This window comes from Treponema sp. Marseille-Q4130 (assembly GCF_014334325.1).
Taxonomy (GTDB): Bacteria; Spirochaetota; Spirochaetia; order Treponematales; family Treponemataceae; genus Treponema_D.
The window spans coordinates 98,151-113,942 of the sequence record NZ_JACSET010000008.1; the positions used below are offsets into that span (position 1 = coordinate 98,151).

The window sequence follows — 15,792 nt, forward strand, 5'->3', positions numbered from 1 at the left end:
TTATTAACTAATGTGTTTCGGCGCATTGTTTTCTTTTGCATCCGATTCTTTTCCGAACGACTTTGCCGAAAACAGCAGCACCGGCGTCAGCGTATAATCGGCGATAAGAGCTGCACCGAGTCCGACGACGCTCAGCAATCCGATGCGGAACAGCATATTTATCGAACTGAACATATACATCGAAAACATCGCGCACAGGATAACCGTCGTCGCAATCATCGATCGGCCGATTTTGACAAAAGAATCGACGACCGCTCTGTGATAATTGCCGGTCGCCTCGTATTCAAGTTTGACGTGATTCGTAAAGTGGATCGTATCGTCGACCGCAATGCCGAGTATCATCGGCATAATCGTCATCGTGAGCATATCGAGCGGATATCCGAAAAAGCCCATGAGCCCGCCGACGAGCAGTACCGGGGCGGCGTTCGGGATCATGCCGATAAATCCCGTATGGATGCTCGAAAACACGATTATCAAAAGGAGTAAAATTATTATAAACGAACCGCCGAGCGATTTCAATTCGCCGGTAACGAGCGTATGATTCATCGTTGCAAAGCCGACGATTTCGCCGATGCAGAAAACTTTCGCGCCGGGGAAATAACGGGAACCGAGAGAACGCGCATCGGTGATATCCAAATCGATCGCGTTCGCATCGTATTCTTTCAATTCGACGTGTACGTATGCGGTATTACAGTCGTCGTTCATCCACACGGAAAGATTTTCGCCGCCGGATAATTCGTACAGGAATAACAGCTGCGCTAAAAAATCCCGTTCTTTCGGAATCGTATAAAACGCAGGATCGTCGCCGTTCAGCGTGCGGTTCATCTCTTTTACGATGTCGGTTACGGATGTGACGCGCGGTTTCGTACCCGATATCTTCGTGAGCCTGAGTTTGCCGAGAGCGGCTCCCAAATCGTCGAGTGCCTGCATATTTTCGGGCTCTTTAAATGCATCGGCTTCGGGAAGTTCGATCATCACTTCGTACGAATATTGGTTGCCTAGTTTCGAATTCATAATGGAAATCATGCGTTCGACATACGGAACTTTTTTACCCATCATACCGACGTAGTCCATATTCACTTCAATGCGGAACATATAGAAAACGGATGCCGCTGTGATCGCACCTCCGACGATGAGGATCGGGATGCGGTGTCGGAGCACTTGTTCGCCGAAGCGTCCGTATACGGCATCGACTTTTTCGTGAAACGCTTTTATGCGCGCTTCCCGCCGTAACGCTTTTTGTGAAGGCGATTTTGCCGCCGCGGGGGAGTCCTTTCCGTAGCTGTACAAAACCGGAAGCAGCACGATGACGTACAGATAGATGATAAAGACGAGCGCGGAACAGGTACCGCCGAGCCAACGCAGTGCGCCGATACCGGCGGTAAAAAACGAAATAAAGGATGCCATCGTCGTGATGACGGTAAATAAAATCGGCCAGCCGGTCGTTTTCACCGCGGCGATCGCGGCGGCTTTGCGGCTGCCGCAGCTGCGGAATTCGTAATTGAATCCGTTGATATAGTGAATCGCATAACCGACGGAAAGCGCCATGCCGAGCAGTATCGGCAGTGTCAGAAGATTTTCTCCGGCAATGATGCCGAACCAGCCGGAAAAGCCGAATACCGTACCGATACCGCCGACGGTTGCAAAGATCGGAACGAGCACTCCCCGCACCGAACGGATGAACAAAATCAAACAGACGAGCATGACGATAAAGCCCGTGATGATGCGCCATTTCATATCGTGCTTTACCGCGCGGCTTTCTTCCGTTTCGATGTAGCCGACGCCGCTTCCTTTGAACGTGTAAGCGTCGCTTTTAAATTCGTCCGATTCGACGATCGGGATCGCAGCGTCGCCGACTTTGTACATATCCGCATAATCGTCGTCGTAAGGCGTCAGCGAAAGGACCACCCACGTTTCTTTTGCATCGTCGGATACGATATTGTTGACGAGCGATTCGCGGCTCATGATAAACGCTTTTTTTTCGGCGAGTTCCGCGCGTTCTTTTTCCGTCATCTGCGAAAGCGCTTTACCGCCGCCGGGGATGCCGTCTTTAAACGGATTGCTGACTTCGATGCCTTCTTCCGTGCCTTGCGAAACGGTCAAACGCATGAGCGACGTAACTTCATCCGCGAACGGCACTTCCGCTTCGAGGCGCTTGCCGAGCCGGTCGATCGCAGAGAGCACTTCAGGGTCGAATACGTCGTCGGCTTCGACGAGTACGGCGACGACGTCGGTGTTTCCGAACAGTTCTTTAAATCTGTCGTTTGCGGCTTTTTGCTCTTTGGAATTGGTAATCCACTGATCTTCGTCGTCTTCCGATTTAAACCTCGGCAAGCCGGCAAAGCCCGCAAGCGTGATAAGGGCGATTGCGATTAAAAATGCCGTCCGATGCTTTATTTGAAAGCGCCCGATTTTTTCGAAATGCACATTGATTTTGTTTACCGTCATAGTTATTGTCCGTAATCACAAATACAACAGAGTAAAGTCTGTAAAAATCGAAAATCGTTACAGGGGCCGATTTACCGAAAAGTTATATTATGCTAACTTATTATCGATAATATGGTATGCGAAGCTTGATTTTTTGTCAACACAGCGAAATAATATAGCGAAATAATAGCGCTCAAGGAAACAGTATGACGACCGTATTTTGGGGATTGATGATCCCGTTTGCCGGAACGACGCTCGGAGCCGCGTGCGTGTTTTTTATGAGACGCGAAATGCACGACGGCCTGCGGCGCGCGCTTATGGGCTTTGCCGCAGGTGTTATGGTTGCGGCGTCCGTATGGTCGCTCCTCATCCCGTCCATGGAGATGGCCGATACGGCGAAGCGCTTATCGTTTATACCGGCGCTCGTCGGCTTTTTATTCGGCATTGCCTTTCTTTTTTCGCTCGATAGGATAACACCGCACCTGCACATCGACGCATCCGCTCCCGAAGGACCGAAATCGCGCTTGAGCCGCACGCTCATGCTCGTGTTTGCGGTAACGCTGCACAATATTCCCGAAGGCATGGCCGTCGGCGTCGTATTCGCCGGTATGACGAGCGGTTCTGCAAACGTTTCCGTTGCAGCAGCCTTTGCGCTTTCGCTCGGCATCGCGATCCAAAACTTTCCCGAAGGCGCGATCATTTCGATGCCGCTGAGAACGGAAGGCAACAGTAAGGCGAAATCCTTTTGGTACGGTATGCTCTCCGGAGCCGTCGAACCCGTCGCCGCGCTGATTACGATTTTATTAACCGAGATAGTTGTAAGCGCTTTGCCATATTTTCTTTCGTTCGCCGCAGGCGCCATGATTTACGTCGTCATCGAAGAGCTTATCCCCGAAGCGACGCGGGATGATAAAACCGATGTCTGTACGATCGGGTTTGCCGTCGGTTTCGCGCTGATGATGGTGCTTGACGTTGCATTGAGTTGAGCGGTAAACGCTTTTGAGACTGCGCGGTTCGAACCGATGTCAGGATGAATTTGTAATTTACATACATAACAATCGAGGAGCAAAAAAATGAACACAAAAAGAATCGGCGCGTTTTGCATCGATTTTATAATTACCGCGATCATATACGAAATACCGTTTTGCATATCGGTTATGATGCCGCTGCTGCAGGGGCAATCTCTTACAGGCACGCAAATGACAGTGAGAGTCTTAGGCTCAAGTTATATCGGCATACTGTATTTGGTTTTGCGGGATTTACCCGAAGGCGGCAGTATCGGGAAAAAAATTTTAAAGTTGAAAATAATCGATGTACACACAAAAGAGCGCGCTTCGTCGAAACAGAGGTTGATCAGAAATCTGTTTTGGCTTTTGGGGCCGCTTGAAATATTTGCATATATATTTTGCCGCAAGCGGATCGGCGATATGACGGCTCGGACGGATGTTATTAATGAAAAATGCTGTTAAAAAAAATGGAAGAAAATATGTCTTGCGCATCGGTTAAAAGGACTCGAAAGAAAGCCGAACAGGATATTATGATAATACGCTTGCGCAGTTAAGAGAAGCGCAGAATATAAAACAGTCCGAAATGGAAAATTTTACGCAATCTTCTATTGGCCGAAAAAATTAATAATTAATTATGAGCGGTACTAAAGCCGGTTTCGGATCGCGTCGATAAATTCCCACGAGTTGAGCACGCGCTCAGGTGCGGGGGAGGCGAGGCGCGCTATGTCGCCGGTCATCTCTCCGTCTTCGATCGTCGAAAGCGTCGCCCTTTCGAGACGTCGTGCAAAATCGCTAAGCGCTTCGGTGCCGTCGAGTTCGCCGCGTTTTGCGAGCGCGCCCGTCCATGCGAAGATGAGCGCGACGGGATTCGTCGACGTCTTTTCACCTTTTAAGTAGCGGTAGTAATGTTTTTGCACCGTGCCGTGAGAAGCTTCGTATTCGAATGCTCCGGTGGGACTGACGAGTACGCTTGTCATCATTGCGAGGCTGCCGCACGCGGATGCGATCATATCGCTCATGACGTCTCCGTCGTAATTTTTGCACGCCCACAGCATGCCGCCTTCGCTTTTCATAATGCGAGCGACGGCGTCGTCGATGAGGGTGTAAAAATAAGTGATGCCGGCTTTTTCGAAGCGCGTTTTGTATTCGGCGTCGAATATGCGCTGAAAGATTTCTTTGAACGTGCCGTCGTAGGTTTTCGAAATCGTGTCTTTTGCGCCGAACCACACGGGTACGTTTTTGTCGAGCGCATAGGTAAAACAGCAGCGGGCGAAGTTTTCGATGGACGCGTCGAGGTTGTGGATACCTTGGATGATGCCTGCGCTTTTCATGTCCATGATCGTTTTGCGGATCTCTTTGCCGTCCGCCCCCGTAAACACGAGTTCGGCTTTTCCCGCGCCGGGCGTGCGGATTTCACAATTTTTGTATACGTCGCCGTAAGCGTGTCGTCCGAGCGCGATCGGTTTTTTCCAGCACGAAACGGACGGATTGATATTGTTTACGAAGATGGGTGTGCGGAACACGGTGCCGTCGAGTTCCGCGCGGATGATGCCGTTCGGACTCGGCGTGAGGTGTGAGAGTTTGTATTCTTCCATGCGCGCCGCGTTCGATGTGATCGTTGCGCATTTGACGCCGACGCCGAGCCGCTTGATCGCTTCGGCCGCATCGTAGGTTATTTTATCGTCGGTTTCGTCGCGCTTTGTTAAACTTAAATCGTAGTATTCGGTTTTGAGATCGACGTAAGGGGTAAGGAGTTTGTCTTTGACGAGCTGCCATAACACGCGCGTCATTTCGTCTCCGTCGAGTTCTGCGACGGCGTTTTTCATCGGTATCTTGGTCATGGCAATGAGTATAACTTCTTTCGTGCGCATCGTCCAGATTATCGTCCAGCTTGTCTCGGCTTGGACGGGGGCGACAATGCCGTATTTTGTGTGCGATTTTGTTGCACTGTTTTGCGCGATTCGCTAAAATGCGGTTATGATAGAAAGAAACCGATGTTTTGCCAATCTCACCGCGGGTTATCTCTTTCCCGAAGTTGCGCGCCGGAGTAAAACTTACGCGGCTTCTCACCCCGATGCGAAGCTCATCAGCTTGAGCATCGGCAATACGACGGAACCGCTCGAACCGCATATTTCAAGCGCAATGTCGGACTATGCGCGAGTCCTTGCAACTCCCGAAGGCTATTCGGGGTACGGCGACGAGCAGGGGCTTTTCGCACTCCGTAAAAAAATCGCCGAAACCTTTTACTCGGGCATTGCGGAAGCCGATGAAGTGTTCGTATCCGACGGTGCAAAATGTGATATTGCGCGCATACAGCTTTTGTTCGGATGCGGAGTGCGCGTCGCCGTGCAGGATCCCGCATATCCCGTGTATGTCGACGGATCGGTGCTTATCGGTGCGGCAGGCGCTGCACATAACGGCGCATACGAAGGTATAAGCTATCTTCCGTGTACGCCTGAAAATAATTTTTTTCCCGATTTAACGAAAGTACGCGACAACAGCATCATCTATTTTTGTTCGCCGAACAATCCGACGGGCTACGCGTCCACGAGAGAAGAGCTCGGCCGCCTCGTTGATTTTGCAAAGGCTCACGGCTGTATCATCGTATTCGATGCGGCCTACGCGGAGTTTATCCGTACGCCCGGGCTTCCGAAATCGATTTTTGAAATAAGCGGCGCTCGTACCTGTGCGATCGAAATCAATTCGTATTCGAAACCCGCGGGATTTACCGGTGTCCGGCTCGGCTGGTCGGTCGTACCGAAAACGCTTTTATATGCCGACGGTACTCCCGTCATCAAAGATTGGTCGCGTGTTATGACTACGCTTTTCAACGGCGCGTCGAATATCGCTCAGAGAGGCGGACTTGCAGCCCTCGATCCCGAAGGCCTTGCCGAAATGAAAAAGACGATCGATTATTATCTTGAAAATGTCCGTGCGATCGGGAAAGCGCTTTCCGGCGATAATTTTGCAAAAGCGGGAGTGCGCGTTTACAGTACCGGAAATTCGCCCTACCTTTGGGTGTATTTTCCGAAATACACGAGCTGGGACATCTTCGATAAAATTCTCGACGAATGCCGCGTCGTGACGACTCCCGGTTCGGGGTTCGGAGAAGCGGGCGAAGGCTTTTTGCGTTTCAGTTCGTTCGGTCATCATGAAGCCGTAAACGAAGCGTGCGCGCGGCTTTCTGGGTTAAAACTGTAAAATTAATAATTATTAAGGGGGGGGCTCTAAAATCTGCCGGTTTCAGAGGTTCTCTAAAGTATAATTCAGATTATTGAAAAGTTTAAACGGGATGCCGGAGCGATGCATTACGTTTGACTGTGAGCTTGCGAATCGGATTTTTTGTTCCCCGACTTTAAGGAGGTCTGCCGTGAAGCGTTCAAAAATCAACAGCGTGATCAAAGAGATGGAAAAATTGATTTCCGACAACGGATTTCATCTGCCGCCGTTTTGCCATTGGACGCCGGATGAATGGAAGAGCAAGGGGCACGAGTACGACGAAATCCGCGACAATATGCTCGGCTGGGATATCACCGATTTCGGTCTTAACAATTTCGATAAAATCGGATTCGGATTGATTACGCTGCGCAACGGCAATCAGCACGATCCGAAATATAAAAAGGTTTATGCGGAAAAGCTGTTGTTTCTTCGTGACGATATGAAAGCGCCGATGCATTTTCACTGGTACAAATCGGAAGATATCATCAATCGAGGCGGCGGTACCTTGCTCATCGAATTGTACAACGACGACGGAAACGGAGGGCTTGCAGATACGGACGTTCTCGTGAATTCCGACGGGCGTTCCTATTATGTAAAAGCGGGTTCGAAAGTGGAACTCAAAAACGGCGAAAGCATTACGATTTGGCCGCACCAGTATCACGCGTTTCATGTCGTGCCGAACAGCGGCAGCGTGCTGATCGGCGAAGTGTCGCAGTGCAACGACGATACGGCCGACAACCGCTTTTACGAAGCGATCGGGCGATTCCCGAAGATCGAAGAGGATGAAGCGCCGTACCGCCTCTTGTGCAACGAATATCCTCCTGCACTCGATTGACAAAAGCCGCCGAGCGTTCGTTCGGTCTTGCCTTAAACTATATGCGCGGAAAGGCGTTGTGCGATGATGGCCGCCGCGCGCTCTCCGTCCATAGCCGACGATACGATGCCGCCCGAATAGCCCGAACCCTCGCCTGCCGGGTAGAGGCGCGCGATCGAAACGCATTCGCCGGTTTCCTTATCCCGCAGTATGCGAACGGGTGTCGACGTACGCGTTTCGACGGCGACCAGGAGCGCGTCGGGCGAGATAAAGCCGCGCATCGTTTTATTAAAATCGGCAAACGCTTTTTCGAGCCTCGCTTCGATGTGCGGAGGAAGCCATTCGTCAAGTCTGCTTGAGACGACACCGGGCGTAAAACTCGTCGGAGGGAGCGTGTCGCTTTTGCGGTGCGAAAGAAAATCTTCCATGCGCTGAGCGGGAGCCGCTTGGCCTTCTCCGTGCAGCTTCGCTTCGCGTTCGAGATGCGCTCTCCAATATAAGCCCGCGAGGGCAGGACAGGTGCCCGCTTTTTTAATAAATTCTTCCGGAATGTCTTCCGGCCGCGTTTCGACGACGATCGCCGCATTCGACCATTTCGAATTGCGTGCGCTTGCCGACATACCGTTTACGACGATTTCATCGCAGCCCGTCGCCGACGGCACGACAAAGCCGCCGGGGCACATACAAAAAGAATAGACGCCGCGCCCCGACACTTGCGTCGTAAGGCGGTATTCCGCCGAGTGAAAATCTTTTCCGTGAAATTGAATCGCATCGATGAGCTCTCGAGGATGTTCGACGCGGACGCCCGCCGCAAAAGTTTTCGCTTCGAGCGCTTCGGGAGCGTATTGTGCGACGAGTTCATATATGTCGTTCGCCGAGTGTCCCGATGCGAGCAGCACCGCGTCCGCTTTGATTGTGCGCCGCTCTCCCGTTTTCGTGTCTTGTACGGCAATCCCGGTGATGCGTTTTTTGCCGCCTTCCGTTTCCGTGAGAAAATCCACGCACTTTGTGCAGCAGTGAAATTCGCCGCCGAGCGAAATGATTTTTTCACGCACCGCGTTTACGATTTTCGGAAGCTTATCCGTGCCGATGTGCGGATGCGCGTCGGTGAGGATCGATTCGGACGCACCGAAAAAGTTGAACACGGAAAGAATGCGGCCGACGTTTCCGCGTTTTGTACTTCTCGTGTAAAGCTTTCCGTCACTGAACGCGCCCGCGCCTCCTTCTCCGAAACAGTAATTGCTGTCGCCGTCGACGGAGCCCTGCGTACTGATTTTCGCTATCGTCTTTTTGCGTTCCTCCGTTTTTTCGCCCCGCTCGACGATTATCGGCGTGATGCCGTCTTCAAGCAGGCGGAGCCCACCGAACAATCCTGCGGGGCCGGAGCCGACGATGACGACGCGCTTCGATCCGTCGGCAGACTTCCATACCGGGAGCGAGCTTGCAGAGCGCTCGTCGGGAGTTTCTCCGATATACGCTTTGCAGACGAGGCAGATGCGTATGCGGCCGTGCCGCGCGTCGATCGAGCGCTTTACGACCGCGAGCCGTACCTCTTCGGTTCGGACACGGATGTTTTTTTTCGCAAGCGCTTCCGCCGCTTTGCTTTTTAATACATTTTCATCGTGTTCGTCTTCGCTTCGGACGATGAGCGTGATTGCCTCGATCATAAAGATTTCCACGCGTCGATGAATTCGAGCATAAACTGCTGGATGTCGCCGAAGTATTTTTTTTGAAACGCGCATGCGGTTTTTCCGATGTAGCGGAAGTGCCAGCTTTCCCAGCGATAGCCGGTTATGTCTTCATAGCCGTCGGGAAAACTCAAACTCCAGCCGTAGCTTTCGGCGTGCTCTTTCATCCACGCGCCAGCGCGGGTATTTGCAAAGGTATTGTCGATGGAACCGAAGTCGATGACGAGACCCGTTTGGTGCTGGCTCGTACCCGCCCGCGAACTTTCGCGTTCGGCTTCTGCAAGTCCGTCGATCTGTACCCACCGCTCGAACACTTTTTTTTGATATTCATAGGATCGGTATGTAGAGCTTACGAGGAGGGTAACGCCGTCTTTTTTCGCATCACTTCCCATAACGACGAGGGCTTCGTAAGCTTCGGGTCTCAGCGACAGATCGTTTCGGATAACATTGAACGCATCGTTTTTGACGAGCGGAATAAGACGGGCGGGCGCGTAGCCGTCCGGAAGCGGGTGCGTTTTGTCGACGAGGGTCAAAAGCGAAAGATCGTCTTTCGGATTTTGCGTGTCTTCTTTGAGCACGGCTTTTAAATCCGCAATAAACTCTCCGTAATCGTTTATGACTATCGTCTCGCGCGCACGAGCGCTCATGTTCGAAATGACGGAGCGAACGCGGGTCTCGTCTTGTTCCCGCCGCACTTCTTCCGCCGTTTTCCGCACGGCAGACGCTTCCGGAGCTTTTGTCAAAAATGCCGTTTCCGTTCCGGCGGCTTTAGCGCTTCTTTTTCGTCCGAATACAAAAAACAGCAAAGCGAGTGACGCGGCGCAAAACAGCGCCGATGCCGGCAGTATCGTTTGTTTTTTCATCGTATATCCTCATGTATAATTCAATAATTATTAATTCGGCACGGGAGATGTGCGGCAGGGATTGGAGGGGCGGAAGTTCCGAAGGAATGGAGCCGAAGGCGGAACATTTAAACGGAACGCTGAAATGGCGCGTCCCGTTTAATGTTGAGTTTTCCTTCGAAAACTCACTCATATACCTATGCGCTCGCGCACCCATGAATTGCACAGCTCCTAAATCTGAAGATTTAGTCGTTGTGCAATTATAAAGAACCCGAAAAGCCCGATTTTTGCGACGCAGGCGCAAAAAGCCGCCCGAAACAATATCCGTACGATACAACTCGCATGCGCTTTATCATTTGAACTCATATATCTGCAAGCCGCAGTTTTCAAAGCGGCAATCCGTGAATTCTTCGATGGTTTCGTAATCCTGAAAATACGTGCTGATAAGCGACGAAACCATGCCATGGCATACGAAGAGCAGATTATCGGGCGCATAGCGTGCGCGGGCATCTTCGATCGCTCCGTAAACGCGGTGTGCGGCATAGAGCAGCGATTCGCCTCCGGGAAAACGTTTATACGGATTCGCTTTTATCGCGAGGAATTCCGCGCCCCTTGTACTCGTGTGTTCGAATGCGCCGAAATCGATTTCGTGCAGGCGTTCTTCGACGACGGCTTCGATGCCGAGCGCTTTTTCGATGTAGGATGCGGTTTTGCGCGCGCGCCCCAAAGGCGAGACGAGTATGTGTTTGATGCGGTAATCGTTTTGCCGTTCGGCGAGGCGGGAAGCGAGAGCGGCTGCCTGCTCTAAACCTTTTTCCGCGAGCGGAATTTCTGCAAGGCCAGAGATGATGTGTTTCGCATTCCATTCGGTTTCGCCGTGGCGGGTAACGTAAAGAGTCATACCGCATACTACCCAAAAACGGCGATTTGCGCTACTATAATTTATTCGGCTTCAATAAACTCGGCCGGATAAGAAGGTACAAGAAAATGAAAAATGCATACGTCAAACGGATTTGGGAAGACGTTCAGCTGAAAAATGCGGATCAGAGCGAATTCCTCCAAGCGGTTCAGGAAGTTTTGACAACGATCGAACCTGCCGTCGCAAAGATGCAAAAAGAACTTGAGCGCAATGCTGTCCTCGAGCGTTTCGTAGAGCCGGAACGCACCGTCATGTTCCGCGTGCCGTGGACGGACGACAAGGGCGTGCCGCATATCAACCGCGGATACCGCGTGCAATTCAACAGCGCGATCGGTCCGTATAAGGGGGGCTTGCGTTTCAGCCCCGAAGTGAATCTTTCGGTTTTGAAATTTTTGGGTTTCGAGCAGACGCTCAAAAACAGTTTGACGACGCTCCCGATGGGCGGCGGAAAAGGCGGAAGCGATTTCGATCCGCACGGAAAATCGGACGCGGAAGTGATGCGCTTTTGCCAATCTTTCGTAACGGAGTTGTACCGCCACATCGGACCCGACACCGACGTGCCTGCAGGCGACAAAGGAGTGGGCGGGCGCGAAGTTGCGTTTATGTTCGGACAGTACAAGCGTATTACGAATACGTTCTGCGGCGTGCTTACCGGTAAGGGGCTCGACTTCGGCGGTTCTCTCATACGTACGGAAGCGACGGGCTACGGTCTCATTTATTTTGCGGAGTGCATGCTGAAAAAAGTCGGCGAGGATTTTGCCGGAAAAATATGTTCGGTTTCCGGGGACGGAAACGTCGCGCAGTACGCCGTAGAAAAATTGATCCAGCTCGGCGCAAAACCGGTGACGCTCAGCGATCACACGGGATTCATTTTCGACGCGCAAGGCATTACGCAAAAAAAACTCGATTACGTAAAAAAATTCCGCGCTGCGCATAAAGGTATTTCCGAATACGTAAAAAAATTCCCCGAAGCGAAATTTACCGCGAATGCGAAGCCGTGGTCGGTAAAAGTCGATTGCGCGTTTCCGTGCGCGACGCAAAACGAGCTGAACGGAAAAGATGCCGATATGCTTATTAAAAACGGTGTCCGGCTTGTTGCCGAAGGTGCGAATATGCCGAGCACGCTCGAAGCGACGGTGAAGTTCCAAAACGCAGGCATACTCTTTGCACCCGGCAAAGCTTCGAATGCCGGCGGCGTTTCCGTTTCCGGTCTTGAGATGAGTCAAAACAGCGGACACCTTTCGTGGTCGGCTGAAGAAGTCGATGCGAAGCTGAAGCGGATCATGACGAACATCCACGACAACGCATACGATACGGCGAAAGAGTTCGGCGTAAAAGGCGATTACGTCACCGGTGCGAATATCGCGGGATTCCTCAAAGTCGCCCGTGCAATGATCGCGCAGGGACTGGTGTAAGCGCGCCGTAAAAAGCGATTTGCTGTGGATTTGCCATGAGCGAACTTTTTGAAAGTCGAGCGCTCGTCGTTTACACGGACGGCGGCTGCAGCGGAAATCCGGGACCCGGCGGCTGGGGCTGCGTCATCATCGACGGGGAAAAAGAACAAACGCTGAGCGGCGGAGAAAAATCGACGACGAACAACCGCATGGAACTCACTGCGGCTATCGAAGCGCTCTCCGCCGTCGTGCAAAATCCTCAGTACGGCGGGCGGGCGGTGCATATTTTTTGCGACAGTCAATACGTCAAAAACGGTATCACATCGTGGATCCGCTCGTGGAAAAAAAACGGCTGGCGCACTGCGGCAAAAAAAACCGTCTTAAACCGCGACCTATGGGAAAAGCTCGATGCCCTTTCCGCTTCGCGCGACATCTCATGGTCGTGGGTAAAAGGACACGCGGGAATCAAATACAACGAACTGTGCGACGAGCTGTGCCAAAAAGAGATCAGTCTGCAAAAAGATTGATCCTCGACTGCGATTGTTAATTAATAATTATTAATTTTCATGGCGTTCCGGCAGCAAGCTGCCGTCCCGTCCTTCGGGGTTCCGGCTTTCGCCTCCATTCCTCCGCTTCGCGTCGGAATACGGGCTCGCGCCCGTCCCCCTACGGCCGGTAACGCTCGAAAAGCGCCCGCTTTTTCGCCCCGCTCAATAGTCGTCGCGCGCCGGTTTTTCACCGGTGCTTTGAACGCGCTGCATATACGGTGCAATGGCGGCGTCAATATTCGCTTCCGAGAGCGCATTCATCATCTGCGAAGTCATCGCTTTCGTAAAATAAAACCTGAGCGTTGCGGACGCCGCGATCTTCGAACGGCCGGCATTGTACTGTTCGTTTTCGGCAGACGGCACGGAAAGCAAAAAGTAGGGAGAGCCGTCTTTGAATTCGTAGCCGAACTGCACTTTCGATCGGGCGCGGTTTCCGATCATCGTCGCAAAAGATCCCCACTGCAGCGAAACGGGATGTTCCCCGTATTCCTTCGTATGTGTGCCTTTTCTGTCGAGCCTTTTGTTTTCAAAATCATCGAGATATCGATTGACGGCTTCGCGAAACAGGCTGCGCCCCGATTTAGCCAGCAGCACGTGATACATGCCGCCGCGGTACCATGCGGCAAACCCCGCAAGCCCCGTTTCGATATTGTAAATGCACAGAGCGTCTTCCTCTTTCAGCGTGCCGAACGCAGTCTTTTGGAATACGCGCGTCATATCGATTTCGATGTCCTGCTGTCCGCCGGTAAAAAAATTGACAAACGCGTTTCCTTTGTTCTTTTGCGCCGCACTGCCGGCCGCATCGGAATCCGCTTTCGGAATTTGTATCTGCGTTCCGGAAGTTTGTATCGCATATACGTCTCTTTGCGATTGATTTTGTGCCGGCTCGGTCGACTTGCACGAAACGCATGCGAGCGCACTGACCAGTACGAACGGCAATGCGATGATATAGGATTGTATTTTTTTCATAAGAACCTCATTGGAATTGGCATTTCCGTAGCTATAGCATAAAAAGCACGTTGTGTATACTGCGCTTCCGTCGCTTGTACTGCACTTCTGTCGCTCTTGCCGCCGATTGTCGTCGGTGCCTCGCGATTGCACCGTGCATATCGATTATTTTTTTTCCACGTCCCAATCGATTTCTATGGAACGGTGTTCGATGTCCTGAATGCGTCGGTAGGTGAGGCAGTCGGCGCGGTGCACGGTGATGCCCCTGTTCCGCGAAATATAACCTACGATCGCATCGGGGTATTTCGGTTTGCAGCACTGCGCGAAAGTGACGAAAAAATTCGTCGAACTTCCGATGCGTATTTTGCCCGTTCCCTGCACCGTGTCGGTGCGTGCTCCCGTTCCCTTTTTATGCCGCCTCGTTTCCTGAATTTCGCGGGCAGCTTGAGCGTTTGCAATCTGCGCCGTTTCCGCTTTCGCTTTGTCGGCAAAGGTCGGATCGTTTGCGGTGAGCCACGCGTGTATCTTTTGCCGCGCTTTTGCGGTTTTTACCGCCGCGAGCTGAGAAGCCGTCGGGTGCGCCTGCGGATTTGTGAGGATTTCGATGATTTGTGTATTTTGCAGCGGCTCGACGAGCGGGATGATTTTTCCGTCCGCTTTTGCGCCGACGATTTTTTCACCGATAGCGGAGTGGATGCGGTATGCGAAGTCGATCGCGTTCGATCCCGCCGGGAGCTGTACGACTTGCCCCTTCGGCGTAAACACGTATATTTCATCGCCGAGCAGATCGCTTTTCAGCGCGCTGAAAAAGTTTTCATCGGAAACGTGACCGTCGCGCAGCTCGCGCAGTTCGTTGAATATGCCGAGATGTTCGATGTCGACAAAGTCGCGGCTCTTTCCTTTTTTATACAGCCAGTGGCTCGCGATACCGTGCTCGGCCGCTTCGTCCATCGCTTTTGTGCGTATCTGTATTTCAAGCGGTTTCCCGTCACACATGACGGTCGTATGCAGCGAGCGGTAGCCGTTCGCCTTCGGCATTGCAATATAATCTTTAAAGCGCCCGTCGAGCGGTTTCCAAAGATTGTGCACGATGCCGACGATCGTATAGCATTCCGAGTTTTCGTCGCAGATGATGCGGAGCGCGAGCAGATCGTAGAGCTTGTCGGGCGACACGTTGCGCTTGCGCATCTTTTGATAAATCGAATAAAAATGTTTTGCGCGGCTCGTGATGCGGATGCGGATGCCCGCCTTTTGTGCAGCCGAACGGATCTGCTCTACGGCTTTTTCGAGGTAGGCGTTCCGCTCGTCTTTTTTTTGCGCGACGATCGCTTTGATCTGCAAAAACACGTCGGGATTCGTGTACTTTAAACTCAAATCTTCGAATTCGTTTTTTTCTTCCTGCATGCCGAGCCTGTCCGCAAGCGGCGCCCAAATGTCGATTATCTCTGCGGCAAGTGTGCGCTGTGTCGCTTCGGGAAGCGTATCGATGCAGCGTATCTGATCGAGTTTGTCGGCGATTTTAATAAGGATGATGCGCACATCGTCGACCATCGCAAAAAGCATTTTGCGAACGGCTTCCGCCTGCTGTATCGTCGAATGTCCGACCGGCATATGCATGATCTTCGTCGTGCCGTCGATGAGGCGGGAAGCGCTTTCGTCGAACGTTTTACGTATGTCGTCTTTCGTGACGCCGAAATCGTATATCGTGTGGAGCAAAGCTGCGCATATCGATTCGGGATCCATTTTGTTTTGCGCGAGGATGTATGCGATGCGGAGCGGATGCAGGCAGTACGGAGAACCGTCGGATCGGATTTTGCCGCGCGATTTTTCGCAGAGGAGATCCCATGCCGCTTCGATTTTTCGTTTGTCTTCGTCCGAATAAAAATCGAAAGTACCGAAAAATTCGCCGAGCAGTGCGGCGGTATCGCGTATATTGGCTTTGACGGTGACGGTTCTGCTCATCGATTTATCGTATCAAATCGCCGG

At 52.0% G+C, this 15,792-nt stretch carries 13 protein-coding genes; 6 read left to right on the forward strand and 7 right to left on the reverse strand.

Annotation, left to right across the window (positions count from 1 at the left end; translation table 11 throughout):
* Positions 1-3 precede the first annotated feature (3 nt).
* Positions 4-2,448: an efflux RND transporter permease subunit gene (locus tag H9I36_RS09615; RefSeq protein WP_187385141.1), complete on the reverse strand. Its 2,445-nt coding sequence runs from the start codon at positions 2,446-2,448 to the stop codon at positions 4-6.
* A 185-nt stretch (positions 2,449-2,633) separates the two neighbouring features.
* On the opposite strand from H9I36_RS09615, the gene H9I36_RS09620 reads away from it, so the two are divergent.
* Positions 2,634-3,413, forward strand: a complete 780-nt coding sequence (locus tag H9I36_RS09620) for a ZIP family metal transporter (RefSeq protein ID WP_187385142.1) — start codon at positions 2,634-2,636, stop codon at positions 3,411-3,413.
* Positions 3,414-3,500: 87 nt separating this feature from the next.
* Positions 3,501-3,896 (forward strand): RDD family protein, encoded by a 396-nt coding sequence (locus H9I36_RS09625; RefSeq protein WP_187385143.1) that lies wholly within the window; start codon positions 3,501-3,503, stop codon positions 3,894-3,896.
* Between the two features lie 182 nt (positions 3,897-4,078).
* Here H9I36_RS09625 and H9I36_RS09630 read toward each other — a convergent pair whose 3' ends face one another.
* Entirely contained in the window at positions 4,079-5,275 is a 1,197-nt protein-coding gene (locus H9I36_RS09630) for an NADP-dependent isocitrate dehydrogenase (RefSeq protein WP_187385144.1), read from the reverse strand.
* A gap of 136 nt (positions 5,276-5,411) precedes the next feature.
* Between H9I36_RS09630 and H9I36_RS09635 the strand changes: the two genes are divergently transcribed.
* Together H9I36_RS09635 and H9I36_RS09640 are read left to right on the forward strand one after the other, a co-directional pair.
* Positions 5,412-6,635: an LL-diaminopimelate aminotransferase gene (locus H9I36_RS09635; RefSeq protein ID WP_187385145.1), complete on the forward strand. Its 1,224-nt coding sequence runs from the start codon at positions 5,412-5,414 to the stop codon at positions 6,633-6,635.
* 169 nt (positions 6,636-6,804) lie between these two features.
* Complete coding sequence (locus H9I36_RS09640; protein WP_187385146.1) at positions 6,805-7,488, forward strand: D-lyxose/D-mannose family sugar isomerase; 684 nt, start codon at positions 6,805-6,807, stop codon at positions 7,486-7,488.
* Positions 7,489-7,520: 32 nt separating this feature from the next.
* Here H9I36_RS09640 and H9I36_RS09645 read toward each other — a convergent pair whose 3' ends face one another.
* The 3 genes from H9I36_RS09645 to H9I36_RS09655 all read right to left on the reverse strand — a co-directional run bounded on the left by H9I36_RS09645 (position 7,521) and on the right by H9I36_RS09655 (position 10,898).
* Entirely contained in the window at positions 7,521-9,134 is a 1,614-nt protein-coding gene (locus H9I36_RS09645) for an NAD(P)/FAD-dependent oxidoreductase (RefSeq protein WP_187385147.1), read from the reverse strand.
* Positions 9,131-10,018 (reverse strand): M15 family metallopeptidase, encoded by an 888-nt coding sequence (locus tag H9I36_RS09650; protein WP_187385148.1) that lies wholly within the window; start codon positions 10,016-10,018, stop codon positions 9,131-9,133. Before H9I36_RS09650 ends, H9I36_RS09645 begins: the two co-directional genes overlap by 4 nt.
* A 331-nt stretch (positions 10,019-10,349) precedes the next feature.
* Entirely contained in the window at positions 10,350-10,898 is a 549-nt protein-coding gene (locus tag H9I36_RS09655; RefSeq protein ID WP_187385149.1) for a histidine phosphatase family protein, read from the reverse strand.
* An 86-nt stretch (positions 10,899-10,984) separates the two neighbouring features.
* Here H9I36_RS09655 and gdhA point away from each other — a divergent pair, with 86 nt between their 5' ends.
* Both gdhA and rnhA read left to right on the forward strand, forming a co-directional pair.
* Positions 10,985-12,331: an NADP-specific glutamate dehydrogenase gene (gene gdhA / locus H9I36_RS09660; RefSeq protein WP_187385150.1), complete on the forward strand. Its 1,347-nt coding sequence runs from the start codon at positions 10,985-10,987 to the stop codon at positions 12,329-12,331.
* A gap of 35 nt (positions 12,332-12,366) precedes the next feature.
* Positions 12,367-12,837 carry a ribonuclease HI gene (gene rnhA, locus H9I36_RS09665; RefSeq protein ID WP_187385151.1) on the forward strand — a complete coding sequence of 157 codons (471 nt, stop codon included), beginning with the start codon at positions 12,367-12,369 and terminating at the stop codon, positions 12,835-12,837.
* Between the two features lie 183 nt (positions 12,838-13,020).
* Here the strand turns inward: rnhA and H9I36_RS09670 are convergent, their stop codons facing one another.
* On the reverse strand, positions 13,021-13,827 hold the full coding sequence (locus H9I36_RS09670) for a hypothetical protein (RefSeq protein WP_187385152.1): 807 nt from the start codon (positions 13,825-13,827) through the stop codon (positions 13,021-13,023).
* Between the two features lie 144 nt (positions 13,828-13,971).
* Entirely contained in the window at positions 13,972-15,768 is a 1,797-nt protein-coding gene (locus H9I36_RS09675) for a RelA/SpoT family protein (protein WP_187385153.1), read from the reverse strand.
* Positions 15,769-15,792 lie beyond the last annotated feature (24 nt).

What these genes read in the sequence shown, in the direction of transcription:
- H9I36_RS09615 (WP_187385141.1), bottom strand. Translation starts at nt 2,448, where the DNA reads ATGACGGTAAACAAAATCAATGTGCATTTCGAAAAAATCGGGCGCTTT.
- H9I36_RS09620 (WP_187385142.1), top strand. Translation starts at nt 2,634, where the DNA reads ATGACGACCGTATTTTGGGGATTGATGATCCCGTTTGCCGGAACGACG.
- H9I36_RS09625 (WP_187385143.1), top strand. Translation starts at nt 3,501, where the DNA reads ATGAACACAAAAAGAATCGGCGCGTTTTGCATCGATTTTATAATTACC.
- H9I36_RS09630 (WP_187385144.1), bottom strand. Translation starts at nt 5,275, where the DNA reads ATGACCAAGATACCGATGAAAAACGCCGTCGCAGAACTCGACGGAGAC.
- H9I36_RS09635 (WP_187385145.1), top strand. Translation starts at nt 5,412, where the DNA reads ATGATAGAAAGAAACCGATGTTTTGCCAATCTCACCGCGGGTTATCTC.
- H9I36_RS09645 (WP_187385147.1), bottom strand. Translation starts at nt 9,134, where the DNA reads ATGATCGAGGCAATCACGCTCATCGTCCGAAGCGAAGACGAACACGAT.
- H9I36_RS09650 (WP_187385148.1), bottom strand. Translation starts at nt 10,018, where the DNA reads ATGAAAAAACAAACGATACTGCCGGCATCGGCGCTGTTTTGCGCCGCG.
- H9I36_RS09655 (WP_187385149.1), bottom strand. Translation starts at nt 10,898, where the DNA reads ATGACTCTTTACGTTACCCGCCACGGCGAAACCGAATGGAATGCGAAA.
- gdhA (WP_187385150.1), top strand. Translation starts at nt 10,985, where the DNA reads ATGAAAAATGCATACGTCAAACGGATTTGGGAAGACGTTCAGCTGAAA.
- rnhA (WP_187385151.1), top strand. Translation starts at nt 12,367, where the DNA reads ATGAGCGAACTTTTTGAAAGTCGAGCGCTCGTCGTTTACACGGACGGC.
- H9I36_RS09670 (WP_187385152.1), bottom strand. Translation starts at nt 13,827, where the DNA reads ATGAAAAAAATACAATCCTATATCATCGCATTGCCGTTCGTACTGGTC.
- H9I36_RS09675 (WP_187385153.1), bottom strand. Translation starts at nt 15,768, where the DNA reads ATGAGCAGAACCGTCACCGTCAAAGCCAATATACGCGATACCGCCGCA.